General features: G+C 61.4%; 18 protein-coding genes. 9 read left to right on the top strand and 9 right to left on the bottom strand.

The features are described 5' to 3' along the window. Nucleotides 1-3 precede the first annotated feature (3 nt). Entirely contained in the window at nt 4-1,269 is a 1,266-nt protein-coding gene (locus VCK47_RS12840) for a PqqD family protein (protein WP_322890483.1), read from the top strand. On the opposite strand, the gene VCK47_RS12835 is transcribed toward VCK47_RS12840, so the two are convergent. The 6 genes from VCK47_RS12835 to VCK47_RS12810 form a co-directional block, all read right to left on the bottom strand. Further along, complete coding sequence (locus tag VCK47_RS12835; RefSeq protein ID WP_322890484.1) at nt 1,250-2,020, bottom strand: hypothetical protein; 771 nt, start codon at nt 2,018-2,020, stop codon at nt 1,250-1,252. The two genes, VCK47_RS12840 and VCK47_RS12835, sit on opposite strands and share 20 nt — an antisense overlap. Further along, nucleotides 2,017-4,809 carry an OmpA family protein gene (locus VCK47_RS12830; RefSeq protein ID WP_322890485.1) on the bottom strand — a complete coding sequence of 931 codons (2,793 nt, stop codon included), beginning with the start codon at nt 4,807-4,809 and terminating at the stop codon, nt 2,017-2,019. Before VCK47_RS12830 ends, VCK47_RS12835 begins: the two co-directional genes overlap by 4 nt. 145 nt (nt 4,810-4,954) lie before the next feature. Beyond that, a complete protein-coding gene (locus VCK47_RS12825; RefSeq protein ID WP_322890486.1) occupies nt 4,955-5,095 on the bottom strand; it encodes an entericidin A/B family lipoprotein in 141 nt (46 codons plus the stop codon). Between the two features lie 79 nt (nt 5,096-5,174). Continuing rightward, entirely contained in the window at nt 5,175-6,926 is a 1,752-nt protein-coding gene (locus tag VCK47_RS12820; RefSeq protein ID WP_322890487.1) for a sensor histidine kinase, read from the bottom strand. Then, nucleotides 6,923-7,465, bottom strand: coding sequence for an RNA polymerase sigma factor (locus VCK47_RS12815; RefSeq protein ID WP_322890699.1), 543 nt, complete (start codon nt 7,463-7,465; stop codon nt 6,923-6,925). Before VCK47_RS12815 ends, VCK47_RS12820 begins: the two co-directional genes overlap by 4 nt. 20 nt (nt 7,466-7,485) lie before the next feature. Next, complete coding sequence (locus tag VCK47_RS12810; RefSeq protein WP_322892290.1) at nt 7,486-7,632, bottom strand: NepR family anti-sigma factor; 147 nt, start codon at nt 7,630-7,632, stop codon at nt 7,486-7,488. Nucleotides 7,633-7,779: 147 nt separating this feature from the next. Here VCK47_RS12810 and VCK47_RS12805 point away from each other — a divergent pair, with 147 nt between their 5' ends. Next, nucleotides 7,780-8,598, top strand: coding sequence for a response regulator (locus tag VCK47_RS12805; RefSeq protein ID WP_322890489.1), 819 nt, complete (start codon nt 7,780-7,782; stop codon nt 8,596-8,598). A gap of 66 nt (nt 8,599-8,664) precedes the next feature. Here VCK47_RS12805 and VCK47_RS12800 read toward each other — a convergent pair whose 3' ends face one another. Continuing rightward, nucleotides 8,665-8,835 (bottom strand): DUF1328 domain-containing protein, encoded by a 171-nt coding sequence (locus VCK47_RS12800; protein ID WP_019953361.1) that lies wholly within the window; start codon nt 8,833-8,835, stop codon nt 8,665-8,667. 189 nt (nt 8,836-9,024) lie between these two features. On the opposite strand from VCK47_RS12800, the gene VCK47_RS12795 reads away from it, so the two are divergent. Beyond that, nucleotides 9,025-9,330 (top strand): DUF883 family protein, encoded by a 306-nt coding sequence (locus VCK47_RS12795; protein WP_322890490.1) that lies wholly within the window; start codon nt 9,025-9,027, stop codon nt 9,328-9,330. A 3-nt stretch (nt 9,331-9,333) separates the two neighbouring features. Then, a complete protein-coding gene (locus VCK47_RS12790) occupies nt 9,334-9,690 on the top strand; it encodes a phage holin family protein (protein WP_322890491.1) in 357 nt (118 codons plus the stop codon). Here the strand turns inward: VCK47_RS12790 and VCK47_RS12785 are convergent. Then, a complete protein-coding gene (locus VCK47_RS12785) occupies nt 9,687-10,067 on the bottom strand; it encodes a hypothetical protein (protein ID WP_322890492.1) in 381 nt (126 codons plus the stop codon). The two genes, VCK47_RS12790 and VCK47_RS12785, sit on opposite strands and share 4 nt — an antisense overlap. Nucleotides 10,068-10,167: 100 nt before the next feature. Between VCK47_RS12785 and VCK47_RS12780 the strand changes: the two genes are divergently transcribed. Then, nucleotides 10,168-10,899, top strand: a complete 732-nt coding sequence (locus tag VCK47_RS12780; RefSeq protein WP_322890493.1) for a Crp/Fnr family transcriptional regulator — start codon at nt 10,168-10,170, stop codon at nt 10,897-10,899. A 2-nt stretch (nt 10,900-10,901) separates the two neighbouring features. Here VCK47_RS12780 and VCK47_RS12775 read toward each other — a convergent pair whose 3' ends face one another. After that, the gene (locus VCK47_RS12775) at nt 10,902-12,473 is read right to left on the bottom strand and encodes a phospholipase D family protein (RefSeq protein WP_322890494.1); all 1,572 of its coding nucleotides are present in this window, start codon (nt 12,471-12,473) and stop codon (nt 10,902-10,904) included. 393 nt (nt 12,474-12,866) lie between these two features. Between VCK47_RS12775 and VCK47_RS12770 the strand changes: the two genes are divergently transcribed. From VCK47_RS12770 to VCK47_RS12755, 4 genes are all read left to right on the top strand, one after another. Beyond that, nucleotides 12,867-13,925, top strand: coding sequence for a PRC-barrel domain-containing protein (locus tag VCK47_RS12770; RefSeq protein ID WP_322890495.1), 1,059 nt, complete (start codon nt 12,867-12,869; stop codon nt 13,923-13,925). A gap of 117 nt (nt 13,926-14,042) precedes the next feature. Next, complete coding sequence (locus tag VCK47_RS12765) at nt 14,043-15,008, top strand: D-glycerate dehydrogenase (RefSeq protein WP_322890496.1); 966 nt, start codon at nt 14,043-14,045, stop codon at nt 15,006-15,008. Nucleotides 15,009-15,173: 165 nt separating this feature from the next. After that, entirely contained in the window at nt 15,174-16,322 is a 1,149-nt protein-coding gene (locus VCK47_RS12760) for a TRAP transporter substrate-binding protein (RefSeq protein ID WP_322890497.1), read from the top strand. A gap of 76 nt (nt 16,323-16,398) precedes the next feature. Beyond that, nucleotides 16,399-16,980, top strand: coding sequence for a TRAP transporter small permease subunit (locus tag VCK47_RS12755; RefSeq protein ID WP_322890498.1), 582 nt, complete (start codon nt 16,399-16,401; stop codon nt 16,978-16,980).

The raw sequence follows: 16,980 nt of genomic DNA, 5'->3' as shown, positions 1-16,980 counted from the left end.
GCGGTGATACAGCGCAACGCACATCCGGTTCCGGAGGCCGCAGACAGCGGCCCCGGTTCTTCACGTACTGTCCTGACCTATCCGGGCGTCAGCGTTCAGATCGTGCTGGATCATGCGGCCCCTGTCGCGGATGCTTTGCGCAGCGCCCTGCACGGCTGGACGCCCGATCAGGTGGCCTCTGCCGGCGCATCGGCGCAGGTCGCCTCGGTGCTTGGCGACAAGGGGACTTTCGCAGCGCGGTCGGCCTATCTGGGCGAGACGATCCACGGATTGGGCGTCGCCGGTGCGGCCTGTGCGATGATCGCCGATCTCGCGCAGGATTACTTTGTCACCCGCCCCGGCAGTCTGGCGCTCCATTGTGCTGCCTTCCGGTTCAACAACCGGTTGATCGGCATGACAGGGCCAGCGAAGGCGGGCAAAAGCACGCTTGCCGCGCGCATGACGCAAGAGCCCGACATGACGGTATTCTGCGACGATGTGCTGCCGATGCAACCAGACGGGACTGCTGTCGGTCTGGGGATCTCGCCTCGCCTGCGGTTGCCCTTGCCAGAGGCGTGCTCGGACGGGTTCAGGGCACATGTCGCCCGTCATCTGGGGCCAAGCGACGACCGCTACGCCTATCTTTGCGCCCCGAATGTCGCACCGCATGGCACCAAGGCCCCGCTGTCGGTGCTGTTGATCCTTGATCGCAGGCCCGATGGTGGCGCTGCCCTGCATGACGTCACCGATCACGAGGCGCTGCATTTCCTGCTGTCGCAGAACATGGCCGATCTCGAAACGGCCGACGCTGCGATTGCGCGGCTGACGGACCTTTTGTCCCAGATCATCTGCCTGCGACTTGTCTATTCCGATCTGGAGGATGCCGTCGCACTGATCCGGCAGGCTTTTGGCGGAAGTGCGGCAGTGCACGCGGATGTCGCGGTCTTACCACCTGTACCGCCAGCCGCCGCACGCAGCATGCCGGCGGCACAAATGGCACCGGACCTATGCTGGGCGCGCAGGCCCGATGTGATGATGCAGGCGACGGGCGATGCTGCTTTCCTGTGGTTGCCCGGTCGCCAGACCGTCTGGCGGATGAACGCGCTTGCGCTCGCGGTCTGGACGATGCTGGAAATTCCCGGCTCGGCGCAGGATCTGGCGGGTGTGCTGGCGGACCATTTCACCGATCAAGACCCAGACACGCTGACAGCCGACGTGAACGCCCTGTTGCAGGGGCTGGCGAAGGCCGCGCTGATCGAGACGGCAGACCCTATGGCCCTGTCCGGATGATGTCGTAGCGCACGCGCACGCGGCAATCGGCCATGCCGAACCCTGCCATGATCGCCGCCTGCGGCCCGTCGATACTGCTGCGCAAGGACAGCAAACCGCTGATCCTGTCGGGCGCGACCAGTGTCATATTCAGCTTCAGCGCGATTTCGGCGCAGGTGCCATCTGTGCATTCGCGGCTTTGTACATTGTCGGACAACCAGCGGTATGGCCCGACCTCGCGCCATTCATAGGGTGACGCATCGGCCATGTCGGGCTGCGGCAATCCCTCGGCCAGACGGTCGGGATGAAAAGCGCCGTTCCAGTCAACCTGCGTCGACATGAATTCGACCCGTGATGCGGCCAGCATCCCTCCCAGCGCCGCAGGGCAGCCCGAGGTGGATTCGCCCAAGGTGCGCCATGCCCATGTGCCATCCAGCGGCACCATTGCCTCTGGCTCGGGGAAAAGCTCGATCGGGCATTCGCCTTCGCCGCCAAAGCTTGCCTGAATGTCGCGGCGCGGTGCGTCGACCCAAGTGACGATGCCAAGATCAGGCTCATAGACCAGTGTGTCGCGCGTCGGGTCGACCGGCGTTTCGGAACCGAAGGTCTCACCGACAACCAGCATGATTTCTTCTGCCGTCAGCGGGCTGAGCGAACATTCGCAGCCTCCTGTCCGGCAGATCGCCAGCACGGTATCGGCGCGCACCGCCACCGGCAGCGCCACGACCAGCGATGCGCCCAGCACTGCGGCAAATTGCAGGCGGGGGATCATGGCGTCACCTCCTGAAACGGCACGATCAGGTCGATCACCGCTGCGGCGGGCATGCCCTGCAAATCCACAGTTTTCGCCCCCGGACCGACAAGATTGGGTGATGACGGGCCCTGCTCCGGCGTGGCTGTATTGGCCACGGTCCCCATGAGCGCCCCCATGATTTCCATGACCGCGCGGTCCTCTTCATTCAGATCAGCCATCATCTCGGTCATGGCCGCCTGCCCCATTTGCATGGCGGCGTCCATCCCGCTTGCATTGCCGGTCATCCACGGCGGGCCTGACCATTCCTCGCCGGGGCCGGCCACACGCGAAAAGCGGGCGGCGACGCTGTCGCCATCGACCGGTGCGACGTCTCCAAAATAGTCGATGTCTCCGCTGGCGGCCCCCGTGAACTGCAAAAGCGGTGTGCCGTCACTGGCCGCAAGGGTCAGCGACAGCGTGTCGCCATCCAGCCGCCCCGTGATATCGCCGATCAGACCGCGCGCAGGGCCGACCTCGGGCGCGGTGACGAAATAGCCGAAAACCTCCGGCTCTCCGGCATCCTGAAACAGCTCGACCATCATGAAGGATTCTTCATGGTCGGGCTGGCCGGGTGTGTTCAGCCGCGCGAACCAGACGCCTTGCAGATCGCCGGGGGCAAGGCCCGTTTCATCCTCGCCCATCGCCTCCATCTCTACGGCCATCGCGGCCGAGCCGAGCGAGGCCAGAACGAAAGCAACCGCCACCCCATCGGCATCAGTCACCGTGTCAGTGACACACATCACGTCACCGGCAAGTCCGTCCTGACAATAGACAGCCTGCCCCTGACGGGCGTTGACCGTCACCACGACCTCGCCATCGGCGATACGGACGACATCGAAACTAGGGCGTTCGGCGGCGGCACCGGCAGGCGTGACATAGACCAGAGGTTCGGTCAGCCCATAGCCGGGCAGCAAGGTCATCGCGATATCATATTCCGGCAGGACGAGGTCGCACGGGGTCAACCCAACCCCGTCACAGCGGTAAAAGATATCCGTGGGATCAACCGTCAGTGCAGGTTCGGCGCGCACGACCAGCACGTCGCTGGCCAGCACCACGCGCCCCATCTGCGGGTCGTCGGCGACATAGCGCAGGGTGTATTCGCCTTCTTCAGGCGGGGCTGTCAGGACGACCTGATTGTCGGCGACATAGGCCCATGACCACCCGCCCGACATATTCGCATCGTCCCCTTGGGTGATGATATCGATCCAGTCGCCCGCATTCTGCGGACCGGTATAGGTGACAGGCACGCTTTCGCCCGGTCCGACGACCATGGGGAAGGACAATGTCACATCACCCGCCATCGGCGGAACAGGCACCGGCGCATCGGCGCTGACCGTGATCGGACGGGTGGCGATGACCTCGCGTCCGGTGATCGCGGCGTCGAGCACATAGCGCAGGTCATACTCGCCCGGTGCCTCGGGCGCGATCACGACGATGACGCCGTTGGTCGCCGCTGATACGCTGGTCCAGCCAAGATAGGCGTTCGGGTCCGTCTCACCCCGCACCGCGAAATCAACCCAGTCGGACCGCCCCGAAGGGCCGATCACCTCGATCGGGGTCAATTGTCCCGGCTGCACGGTATCGGGCGCGACAAGAAACACTTCCGGTTCCACCACCTCGAGCGGCACGGAAAGACCGACGGCAGCATCCGCAGCCCCCGACACGATGTAGCGCAGTTGATAGCGCCCGATCTCGCCGGGTGCATCGATCGACAGCGGATTGCCGTCGCTCACATGCCGCCAGACGATGTAGCGGGCAGGGTCGGTCTCATCGACAGCGGTGATGTCGATATAGTCGCCATCGTTCGCCGGACCTGTCCATGTAACGTCGAACTGCGCGCCGCGCCCGACGGTCAGCGGCGCCTCCAGCGTGAACTGGGATTCGGTGACAGTGATGGGGCGTTCTGCCAGCACGGCGGCAAAGGCGCGTCCCTCGGTGGTAATGTAGCGCAGGACGTAGTCACCCGGTTCGGCAGGCAGTGGCAACAGGATTTCGGGTTTGTCCGCCTCGATCATCACGTAGGTTGTCCATGCACCAGACCCGGCATCCGGTGTGACGACGGTGATATAATCGCCGTTCAGCGCAGGGCCGGTCCAGCGCACTGCGACAGCAGAGACGATGGGTGCCGCATCCGGCGCATCAAGCGAGGCATCCGGCAAAGGTACCAAATCGCCGGCAGTCGCGATGTCGGTATGTGTGCCAGGGGTCAGCGTGTCGGGACAAGGATCGACACCCTCAGGCCCGCCAAAACCCAGCATGTCGGGCGTGACGCTGCCGACCAGTTCGACCCTGCGGTTTTGCGCGCGCCCTGCTTCGGTGCTGTTGTCGGCCACGGGCCGGTCAAGGCTGAAGCCCTGTGCGGAAAGCTGACCTTCGGGGACACCCGCCGCGACCAGCCAGTCGCGCACGGCATCGGCCCGCGCCTCTGACAGGGTCTGGTTATAGTCGCGACTGCCGACATTATCGGTATGTCCTTCGATCCCCCATGCCCCGCCCAGTGTCAGGATGGCATCGCGCGCGGCAATCATCGCAGGCATGCTATCGGGACGCAGGCTGGCACGGTTGAATTCGAAGGTGACGCCGTCCAGCGTGACGCGCCCGTCGGATGCCAATGTTTCGACCAGTTGCAGGCAGGACCGGGCGGGGGCATCCGCCGCTTGGGCAAAGGCGGCCCCTGCGGCTAGACCGTTTACCACCAGAAGCGTTCCCGCCGTCACTGCCCGACCCGCAGTCCAGAAATGTGTCGTCATGCTGTAAAATTGCCGCAAGAAACCGATCCTTGTCCTTAATAGTCAGACTATATTCTCAGGCTGGGGGCGGCAGGCAACTACTAAATGGTAGTAAGTATGGATGAGAAGTGTGCGTCAAAGGAAACAGGCCCTGCCGCCCGACGGGCCGACAGGGCCTGCCGGTTTAGCGCTGCGCCTCTTGCGAGGTTTCGGTGACAACTTCGCCGGCGGTTTGAATGTCGCGTCCGGCCCCTTCGACTGTTTCGCAGGCAGCCAGTGCGCCCGCAGCCAGCAAAGCGAAGAATGTGATGCGTGTCGTCTTCATGAGGTTCTCCAAAGGTTAATCTTGCGTAGTCCCACAACCGCCGACAGGGCGTTCGGTTCCCCGCGGGCGAAACGCGGTCTCAGTTGTCCTCGTCGACAACGTGCCATTTGACCGGAAACACGACATGCAATTCGTAGCGGTCGGCAATCTGGTTGATCTCTAGCGTGCCGTTCAACTGCGCCACAAAGGATTCGATCAGTTTCGACCCCAGACCAGAGCCATAGTCAGGGTCTTGTGCCTCGATTTCGGCCTCTGTCGGGGCGACATAGGAATTGACCACGCTCAGACCATAATTGCCGTCGCCCATATCCTTGAGCGCGATGTTGATCCACGCATCGGCACCTGTCGTCACGCCGCAATACTTGACCGCGTTGATCGCGGCCTCCGTGGTCAGCAACGACAAGGGCACCGACTGATCGGGGCTGATTTCCACCGCGTCGAACTGGGTCGCCACGCCGATCTTGCGACCGGATTCGTCAAGCGTGCCTACGATCACCAATTGCTGGATGATCCCGTCCAACAGCGTGTCGGCCCGCACCAGCGACAGGTTGCGCGCCATATAAAGATAGCGGTGGATCGCCGACAGCGCCATGACGCGGTCTTGCACGCGGCGCAGCAGATGCTTGGCTTCGGCGCTTTTGGTGGCGCGGATCTGCATGTTGAGCATGCTGGCAATCAGTTGCAGGTTGTTTTTGACCCTGTGATGAACCTCGCGCAGCAAAACCGTCTTTTCGCGCAGATCCGCCTCGCGTTCGCGTTCCTGTTCGGACAGGCGGCGGGTCATGGCGCGGAAGCTTTCGGCGACGACTTCCAGCTCATCAGGCGCATTGTCCAGCCGTGCGTTGTCCAGATCGCCACGGCCCGCCGCATAAAGCCGCATCCACGACCGCAGGCGGCGCACATGGCGGATCACCAGATAATGCACCCAGATATAGGCGACAGCGATCGTGATCGCCCAGATCAGCAGCGGGAAATACAGCGCGAACATCTGTTCATAGCGCAACTGGACAAGCCCGCTTTGGTGCGGTTCCCAACTGCCCAGCGCAAAAACCTTGTCCGGCACCAGCGGCACCACCGCAAAATCGCGGGTGACGCCGAATCTGTTATTGTCCCGGAAAGTATGGCGGCCGATTGCAGCCAGATCAGCCAGCGAAGTGTTCTCCGGCAGCACGGCACGGCGCATGTCGGTGTAATCCGCGGTTGCGATGATTTCGCCATCAGTCCGGAAAACCACGAGGTCAACATCAGGCGCGGCTTCGGCAAGCTTTTCGATCAGCAGGTTCATTTGGATCGCAATCCAGATCACGCCGCGATACTCGCCCCCGTCGAAAACAGGGACCAGAACGCTGACCGTCGCCAGCCCGGCTGCAAACTCCAGCGAATGCATCACGACCTCGATCTCGCGGCTGCCAAGTTCGGTGCCAAGCGAGGTGACCGATCTTGCGCTGGGTGGCACGCCGTCGGATGCGCAGGTCACGTTCAGATCAGGATCGACAAAGCCCGCAAAAACATAGGCAGGCTCGCGTTCGACAACGCCCCGCAAGATCCCTTCGCAATTTTCGAAAGGAAGGGTGCTGTCGTTAAGAATGTCCGACAGGGTCCGCCCGACGGTCAGTGTCGCGTGAATCATGTCGCGGCTTTCCGAAAACGCCTGCTGGGTTTGCGCCAGCAATGCGGTTTCGGACAGGTCTTGCCGCTCTTGCAATACCTCATAGGTCTGGAACACCGAGATCAGGCCAAGCGGCAGGATCGCAAGGCTCAACGCCAGCCCCAGTCGCAGTGCCAGCTTGGGCCGGAAAAATCCCTCCAGCACGCTGGATCGTTCTGTCATGCAGCAGGCTTTCCGATCACCACGGCCATGGTTGCGGCATCGGTCATTTCCAGCTGGTCCTCGTCGTCGAGGTGCATCAGCTCTGCCAGCCGCTTGCGCGCGCGGTTCGTGCGGCTTTTCACCGTGCCTACGGCGCAGCCGCACATGACGGCGGCCTCTTCATAGGAAAACCCTTCCGCACCGATCAGGATCAGGACTTCGCGCTGCTCGTCGGTCAGTTTCGCAAAGGCGACGCGAAAATCGGCCATCGCCAGATGCCCGTCATGCGCAGGCTTTTCGGACAATTTGCCGGCCATCACGCCATCAGGGTCTTCGACCTCGCGGCGGCGTTTGCGATAAAGCGAGTAATAGGTGTTGCGCAAAATGGTGAACAGCCAGGCCCGCAGGTTGGTGCCGGGCTGGAATTTGTCCATATTGCCCCAAGCCTTCACCACCGCATCCTGCACAAGATCGTCCGCAGCGGCAGCGTTGCGGGTCAGGCTGGTCGCAAATGCGCGCATCGCGGGCAAGTGCGTAATCAATTCGTCCCGCGGGTCCATAGGCTCGGCCACTAGATCGTTCACGATTTTTCCTCGGGAGGCTCGGGAGTGCGTTCTGCCGCACGCGTGCGCAACTGCTCCAGAAGCTGGGTAAAGCGTTCTGGAACCGGCTCTTTGGCGGCATCCGCATAAACCCTGCGGAGGTTATCATCAATTTGCTGGTTCAATTCGGTCGTCCTGCGTTTATTTGCCATATCGCCTATTTTCTGCCACCCTATGAAAGGAACAAAACTTGCGCCCCCCGGGGAACATAACACGTTCAGCGGCGTTGGGTTCCACACATGACCAACTTTTTTCCACTTCTGGGGACATCAATGACGGACACACAAAACCTGCCCGATCTCGCGACGGAAATCGGACACCACCTGCCTTTCCTGCGCCGCTATGCGCGTGCGCTGACGGGCAGCCAGCAATCGGGCGACAACTATGCAATAGCCACCCTCGAGGCGATGCTTTCCGACGACACCGTATTTGAACGCGCTCTTGCCCCCAAAACGGCCTTGTTTCGTGTCTTTCACCAGATCTGGGTTTCGTCAGGATCACCCGTCGACGAGGCGGCAGCCCCCGACACCCCCGAATCCCGCGCACAATGGCGTCTGTCAGGATTGACCGAAAACACCCGCGAAGTCCTGCTGCTGCACAGCATCGAAGGATTCACCACAACCGAGATCGCGGCAATTATAGGCACCTCCGCTGATGAGGCGCAGTCGCTTTTGACGATCGCGCGCAACGAGATGACCAGCGCCATCCACGGCCGGATCATGATCATCGAGGACGAGGCGATCATCGCCATGGATATCCGCGCCATCGTCGAGGAAATGGGCCATGCAGTAACAAATATCGCCCGCACCCGCGATGAAGCCGTCCAACTTGCGCGGCGCGATTCACCGGACATGATCTTGGCCGACATCCAGCTTGCCGACAAATCCTCGGGGATTGATGCGGTCAACCACATCCTCAAGGAACTGGGCGAACTGCCGGTCGTCTTCATCACGGCCTTCCCTGAAAGATTGCTGACGGGCGAGAGACCCGAACCCGCGTTCCTGATCACCAAGCCCTATACCGAAGAACAGGTGCGATCCGCGGTCAGTCAGGCGATGTTCTTTGCCGGGACCGAAACACTCCGGGCCTGACCGGTAGAATGCGATCCAAGAGAACAGGACCCTGCGCGATCACCGCGCAGGGTTTTTTTCGATGTGTCAGGGTGTGCGGCCACGCAAAGCCCGTGCGATCATCGCGACGACGAACAGTACGATGAACACGAAGAACAGGATCTGCGCGATCCCGGCCGAGGCCGATGCGATCCCGCCAAAGCCCAGAACCCCCGCAACAAGTGCGACGACGAGGAAGACAAGTGCCCAATAAAGCATGGGTTTCTCCTTTTGAATTTTGCCATTTGTGATGCAGCCCCAACCAGCGAAGTGGCGTCTTGGTTCCCTTGCGCGCGCTGATTGACCGATTTTGGCGCGATACGCGGGCGCAGATGATTTTATCCGCTGACGGAACTTCGGTGCGGTTGCGGCGTTGGCAGGCCGGATACACATTGAAAGGAATTTAACATGGCACAGCCAAAAGCAGTGAACGCCGCACCACAAGACACTCAGGATCATATCGAACAATTGTCCGAACAGATCGCCGTGTTGCGTCAGGATATCAGCGCGATTTCCAAATCGCTTGGCGACATCGGCGCATCGACCAAAGATGCCGCGATTGAATCCGCCCGTCTGAAAGCCGCCGAGCTGCGCGCGAGCGGTGAGGAACTGGGTCAGCAGGCGGTTGATGCCGTGCGCCAGCAACCCGCCGCAGCCGTCGGCATCGCCGTCGGTGTCGGATTTCTGTTGGGCTTCCTGACAGGGCGGAAGTAACCGATGACCGGACTGGTTTCCGATCTTGGCCGCCGCGCGCGCCTTGCCGCGCGCGCGGCAGCTTTTTCTGTCGCCGGGATCGTGTTCTGCGCGACCGGCCTTGCGTTTCTGACGGTGGCGCTCTGGGTGCTGCTGGCCGCCGAACAAAGCGTGCTGGCCGCATGGACCGTGCTTGGCCTGCTTTATCTGGTGCTCGGTGCCGCGTTCATGCTGTTGGGCGGGCGCAAGGACCGCACGTTGCCCGCGCCAGCCGCAACCGCTCCGCCACCTGCACAGGGGGTCGAGCCGTTCCTGCGGATGGCCGAAGCCTTTGCCGTGGGTATGCAGGCTGGCCGCGACGCCCGCCGCCCGCGCCGCTAGAGTTCGCGCACTGACGATCGCAGGCTGTGATGGATCATATCCTCGGTGAACGGACGCACCAGCATGGCCCAGCCCTGCCCCAGCACTGCGGTCTCGTCATCCTCGCCGATCGTCAGCACGATTTTCGCCCCGGTCAGCATCAGCGCCGGATAGAGCGGCGATACCAGCACATCCTCGAATCGCATTTCAAGAAATACAGCCGCGACCGGCCCCCCCGGTGCAATTGCCATTTCAAGCTCTTCCACCGACGTGACTTTCACCACGTTGCAAGGACCACCCGCATGCAGAGCACCATAGATATCCTCCGCAATCAGAGGACTGCTCTCCATGATGATATAGACAGGCGGCTCTTGCCGGATGGGGTTGTCATAGGGCATCTGCATCTTTCTGTTGAATTCTCACGGCGTTCCTGACTCTTCCCTATAGTGTTTTCAAGGTCACGCATTAATCTGTGACAGGTTCAGGCGGAATAACTCCATGGTCACACCTTGCCGTAACTGCCCCCTACGCAAGCAGCCGATCTTCGATCAGCTTACCGATGCCGAGGTCCGGTTCATGCAGGATTTCAAATCGGGCGAACTGAAGGTCGCCGCAGGCACGACCCTGATGATGGAAGGGTCCAACAGCCCCCAGCTTTACACCGCGCTGGAAGGCTTGGGGCTGCGTTACAAGACGCTGCTGTCGGGCGACAGACAGGTCATCAACTTTGTCATGCCCGGTGATTTCATTGGGTTGCAGGCGGGTGTGATGAAGGAAATGCAGCATTCCGTCGAGGCCACGTCCGACATGGTCCTGTGTGTCTTTGATCGCAAGCGGCTGTGGGAATTGTTCCGCGACCAGCCCGGACGCGCATTTGATCTGACATGGCTGGCCGCCGTCGAAGAGGATTTTCTGGGCGAACGGCTTGCTGTGCTGGGCCGGATGAACGGGATCGCACGGCTCGCGCGGGCACTGGTGCGCCTTTATGACCACGGCGAGGCCGTGAAGCTGGGGAAGGATTACAAGATGCCCTTGCCCTACAAACAGCAGGATATGGCAGATGCTCTGGGCATGTCGGCGGTGCATATCAACAAGATGCTCAAGAAACTGCGCGACCAGAAGCTTGCGACATGGCGCAGCGGAAATCTGGAAATCCATAACTACCGCGCCTTGTGCGATGTCGCCGAACTTGACCGTGACGACACACCGCCGCGCAGGCCGCTGCTTTGATGCTAGACGATTTCTGGCGGCAGCCCGGGCACGGCCGTCGCCATCTCGCGCGCAGCGGCGGAATCGTATTCCACCAGAAATCCGCGCCGGTGTTGCGGCGGCAAGGCACTGTTGGTGCCCACCAGCCGTTTCCAGTGGTCGAACCCCGTCTCGACATCCATGAATTCCGGCCCCGCATCCTGCGGCAGCCAGACGCCCATGACGCGCTGCCGCACGGTGGCGACATGATCCTTGCGCGTCAGATGCAGCCCCGCCTCGGTGTCCCAGCGCATGCTGCGCCCGTTCAGGTTGGCTGAAGACACCACCGCCGTCACATCGTCGAAAATCGACACTTTGGAATGGACATAGACCAGCGGCGCATCTTCCAGCGCATCGCGGTCGTCGCTGGTGCTTTTGCGCGGCTGGACTGGCGAGGCGAACAAGAGCCGGTCAGCCCCGAACCCATTGCGCAGGCAGTTGATCGCGCGCACCTGCTGGTGTTCACCAAAGCGGCTGTCGAGCCCCGGATTTTCCGAAAAGGCCACATCCTCGGGTGCCGCGGGCAGAACCACGATCAAGCGCAGGCCGGGCACCTGTTTTGCACGCCGCGCCAGTGCGCGCGCAATGGGTAAATGCCGCAGGAACTGCGTTTCAAGATAGATCAGGTGATGCGACTGGCCGATCGCGCGCAGGTGCAACGCCTCGATTTCATCAACCACAGTCTGCGGCGACAACCGCAACGGCGCGTTCTGGCGGCGGCGCGACAGCGTGCGCACAAATCCTGCCGCCTGCGGCGCAGGGCGCGCTTTGCGGTCCACGACATCAAGAAACGTGTCCAGATGGGCCTTGGCTGCGGCAACGACCGAGCCTGTCGCCATCAACTGCACGTCATGCCATGTCTGGTCGGGCGAGCGCGCGTGGTCATGTGTGTCATAGCGCCGATCGTTCAGGTCAAGACCGCCGATATAAACCTTTTCGTCGTCAAAGACGGCCAGTTTCTGGTGGTGCGTGGCGGGATGGATCGCGACCAGCCGCTGCGGAAACCGAAGCTGATCGTGCCGGTCAACCTTGGACAAGGGTCGCAGCCGTGGCGATTCTTTCCGGAAGCGGAGCCGTTCACCCCCTGTCATGGCGGACCACAGATCCACCATCTCGCGCATCTTCTTGCGCGCCATGGGGTAGAACGCCATGCGCGAACACAGCCCGCATTGCGCATCATGCAGCGCAACCGTGAAGGACAACTGTGCGTCAGGACGCGCCACCTCGCGCAGGGCGGTGATCTGGCGCTGCGTGCGCCAGGCGAGCCGGTGCAATTCAACCGCCGCGACAGGATCGAAGTCGGACACGATCAGACGGATCGCGACACCGCGGTTCAGCACATGCAGCAGCAGGTCGAACCATGTCTTGCCGATCTTGCGGGCCTCGGGCGACCGCAGCGCCGTTGACAGATCGAAGATGCGAAAACATCCGCTGATGCTGTGTTTTGCCTCAAGCACGGCCTGCTCGAACGCGGGATATGCCTCTTGCGCAGTGATCAGGACCGTCAGATCCTCCACTGAAGAGCCGTCTTTTTGCACGCGCGTCATATGGTTCATTTGTGCCAACCTGTGCCAACCGTATTTCGCCACGATTGTGGCGCTTTATTTTCACTCGTTCTTTGTCACCGCGCCGCTTCGGCAAAACTGCCTTGCCAGCGCCCCCGACGCACCGCGCCACGACGGCCTTCACATTGGTCGCTGCAAATTTCCAACGCACCCCGCGGGACAAGAGTTCCGCAATGGTCATTCCCGCTCACAGGCGGGTGACCGCTTTATCCCCGAGTTTATCCCCGAGCGGCCGCCCGAAACGCGAAACGCGCGGTAATGTTCCGCGCTGTCGGGGCTGTTTTTTTGCACGTCACGCGGAAACATTCCGGGCTGCTTGCGGTTGATCGGTCACAAGGCGCCATGACGATGTGGCGTCAGACACGACGACCTAGGAGAAACAGAATGAAACGTATTCTTGCAACAACCGCGCTTGTCGCACTGACCGCCGTCCCTGTCTTTGCACAGACCGACACCACGACGCAAACCGGCGATGCGACGATGGCGCAAAATGACACTATGGGCGGCATGTTCGACATGAACGGCATGCAGCTGAGCGCTGACGAAATGATCGGTCGCACCGTATATGCCAGCAGCGTTGACGGCGCTGGGAACGGTGACGCCGTTATCACCGGCGACGGTACCGCCGCCGATGGCACGATGACCGCTGACGGCACAGCCGGTATGGACGGTCCTGCCGACGACTGGGAAAACATCGGCTCGGTCAATGACGTGATCTTCACCGCAGATGGCAGCATCGAAGCCGTCGTGCTGGATATCGGCGGCTTTCTGGGCATCGGTGCGCGTGAAATCAGCCTGACGATGGACGACCTGACGCTGATCAACGACACCAGCAGCGACGAGGACTTCTTTGTCGTCTACAACGGCAACCCGGCCGAGCTCGAGCAGCGCCCTGAAATGGACCGCGACAGCATGACCGAGCAGGGTAGCACCTTTCAATCGACTGCCGTGACAGACGGTATGGGCACCGATACCACAGCAACAGAAGCGCCCACGGCACCGACGACGGCACAAGATACTGCGCCAGCAACCGGCGCCGATGATCTGATGCAAGAGGGTGCGCAGGAGCCAATGGTCGCCGAAGATACGACCATCGTGGACCCCGCCAACGATTCGACCTCGATGGGCGACGACACCTATCTCACCGACCAGGACCGCGCAGCGCTGACGGCGGACGATCTGATCGGCACGACCGTGCATGACATGAACGACGAAAGTGTCGGCAGCATCAACGATATCGTTCTGACCGCTGACGGTCAGGTCGGCGATGTGATCGTGGACGTGGGCGGCTTTCTGGGAATCGGCGCACGGTCCGTGGCCCTGTCGTTTGACGATCTGCAAATCGGGCGTGACGAGGGCGGCATGACATCGTCGCTGCGCGTGTGGGCAAACATCACCGAAGAAGAACTTGAAAACATGCCGGAATGGACCGGCGACAACTGATCCACGGATCTTTGGTATCGCGGGAGGCCGGGCATCTGCCCGGCCTTTTCGTTTGCGGGCTTTCTTTTCCGGCGCGGTTTCGCCCACAATGGGATGAACACGAGGAAAGAATAAGCCATGACCACCAGACCCACCCTGCTGATCCCCCGCAAACTTGCCGCTGCCGTGCTGGAACGGGCGCGCGCCAGCTATGACGTGATCCTGAACGAGGATGATCATGTCTTTACGCGCGCTGAACTGATCGCCGCCTGCCAGACTGTCGATGCCGTTCTGCCCTGCCATTCGGAACATTTCAGCGCCGATGTGATCGCCGCCCTGCCTGACAGGCTGCGAATCATCGCCAACCATTCCGTCGGTGTCGATCACGTCGATCTGGCCGCAGCCAAGGCGCGCGGCATTGTCGTGACCAACACGCCTGACGTTCTGTCGGACGCGACAGCCGAAATTGCCATGCTCTGCATGCTGGGGGCCGCGCGGCGCGGGTCCGAAGGCGACCGGATGGTCCGCGAGGGACGCTGGAACTTCTGGTCGCCCTCTTTCATGGTGGGCCGGCAGGTCACGGGCCGCCGGTTCGGTGTGCTGGGCATGGGCCGCGTCGGTCAGATCACCGCCGACCGTGCGCGCGGATTCGGGATGGAAATCCACTATCACAACCGTGCCCGCCTGAGCCCCGACAAGGAAAAGGGCGCCGTATTCCACGATACCGTCGAAAGCCTGCTGGCCGTGTCGGACGTGCTGTCGCTGCACTGCCCTGCGACACCCGACACGACGGGCCTGATCAATGCCCGCACGCTGGCGCTGCTGCCGGAGCGGGCGATTCTGGTGAACACGGCACGCGGCGCGCTGGTGGATGAAGATGCTCTGGTTGCAGCACTGAAAAGCGGGCGGTTGTTCGCGGCAGGCCTTGATGTGTTCCGTACAGAACCGGGCGGCAACGCGGAACTGGCGCAACTCGATAATGTGTTCATGCTGCCGCATATCGGGTCCGCGACCTTCGAGACGCGCGATGCGATGGGTTTTCGCGCGCTCGATAACCTTGATTCCTTTTTCGAGGGCGGGACACCGGGCGACAGGCTGGTCTGATCGGGCCGCGCAAAACGTCCTGAGGTTGTGAAGCAGCGCATATTCGGGATGTGTTAGCGCAAACGCATGCTCCCACGTCGCTTGAATGCTTGCTTTTGAAAAATTGGTGAGTAATCCTGACCACCTCGGTGTCTTTTGGCAGCGAAACATATCTGGGAGGATACAATGACACAGAAATCGGCTCCGAAGACCACGAGCGCGCTGTCGCGTCGGTCATTCTTGAGTAAGGGCGCCCTGGGAGGAACAGTCGCCGCCGGTGCAGCGCTGAGCGCACCTGCCGTTCTGGCGCAATCGCCGCTTGTGGTCCGGATGCAGACATCCTGGCCCGCGTCGGACATCTGGATGGATTTTGCGCAGCAATACATCGATCGTGTGGAGGCGATGTCCGGTGGGCGTCTGTCGATCGACCTGCTGCCAGCCGGTGCCGTTGTCGGCGCGTTTCAGGTGATGGATGCGGTCAACGATGGCGTCATCGACATGGCGCACACCGTGCCCGTGTACTGGTACGGCAAATCCAAGGCCGCATCGTTCTTTGGCACGGGTCCTGTCTTCGGCGGTTCCGCGAACACGATGCTGGGCTGGTTCTATCAGGGCGGCGGCGACGAGCTTTACCGTGAACTGACGCAGGACATTCTTGGCCTGAACGTCGTGGGCTTCATGGGCTTCCCGATGCCCGCGCAGCCGTTCGGCTGGTTCAAGCAAGAAGTGAACACCGCAGCCGATCTGCAGGGCTTCAAGTACCGCACCGTGGGTCTGGCAGCCGACTTGCTGCAGGCGATGGGCATGTCCGTGGCGCAGCTTCCCGGTGGCGAGATCGTGCCGGCGATGGAACGCGGCGTCATTGATGCGTTCGAGTTCAACAACCCGTCGTCCGACCTTCGCTTTGGATCGCCCGATGTGGCCAAGAACTACTATCTGTCGTCCTATCATCAGGCGTCGGAAAGCTTTGAATTCATCATCAACCAAGATTTCTATGACGATCTGGACGATGATCTTCAGGCCATCCTGCGCTATGGCGTAGAGGCCGCGTCCACCGCAAACACCGCGCTTGCGATGAACGAATACTCCAACGACCTGATCCGTATCCGTGACGAATTCGGCGTCACGATCCACCGGACGTCCAAGGACATCCTGCAGGCCCAGCTCGGTGCCTGGGATACGCTGATCGAAGAGCTGGAGCAGGACGAGTTCTCCAAGCGGGTGATGGACAGCCAGCGCGCATGGGTCGACAAGGTCGCCTATTACGAGCTGATGAACGCGCCCGACCTCGCACTGGCCTACGAGCATTACTTCCCCGGCAAGCTCGCGATCTGATCTGACGGATCACACCACCGACAGAACCGGGGGCGCAACGCGCCCCCGGTTTCGCACGACATGAACGGGAGCAATCATGATCCGCTATATCGAATTCGCAGACAAACTGTCGGGCTTCTTCGGCAAGGCCTTTGCCTGGCTCATCATCATGATGACCTTCGGCATGAGCTACGAAGTCTTCATGCGGTATTTCCTGAACAAGCCGACACCGTGGGCGCTGGATGTGTCTTTTATCATGTATGGCACGCTGTTCATGGTAGGCGGGGCCTATACCCTGTCGCGCGGCGGGCATGTGCGGGGCGATTTCATCTACCGTCTGTGGACGGTGAAGACACAAGCACGGGTCGATCTGGTGCTTTACATCCTGTTCTTCTTTCCCGGCGTTCTGGCGCTGATCTTCGCGGGCTGGAAATATGCCGGCCGCTCATGGAGCTATAGCGAGGTCAGCATCAACAGTCCTGCGGGCGTGCCGATCTATCAATTCAAGACCATCATCGTGGTGGCGGGTATCCTGCTTTTGATTCAGGGTCTGGCGCAGGTTTTCCGCTGCATCCTCGCCATGCGCGAAGGCTATTGGCGCCGCGCCGCAGAGGACGTGATGGAAACAGAAGACCTGCTGATCAAACAAGCCGCCGAAAAAGCGGCGCAAGGCCAGTGA

Origin of the sequence: Yoonia sp. 72, assembly GCF_034652275.1 — a bacterium.
Classification (GTDB): Bacteria; Pseudomonadota; Alphaproteobacteria; order Rhodobacterales; family Rhodobacteraceae; genus Yoonia.
The sequence above is the reverse complement of the archived record's forward strand: the minus strand, read 5'-3'. Positions and strand labels throughout refer to the sequence as shown.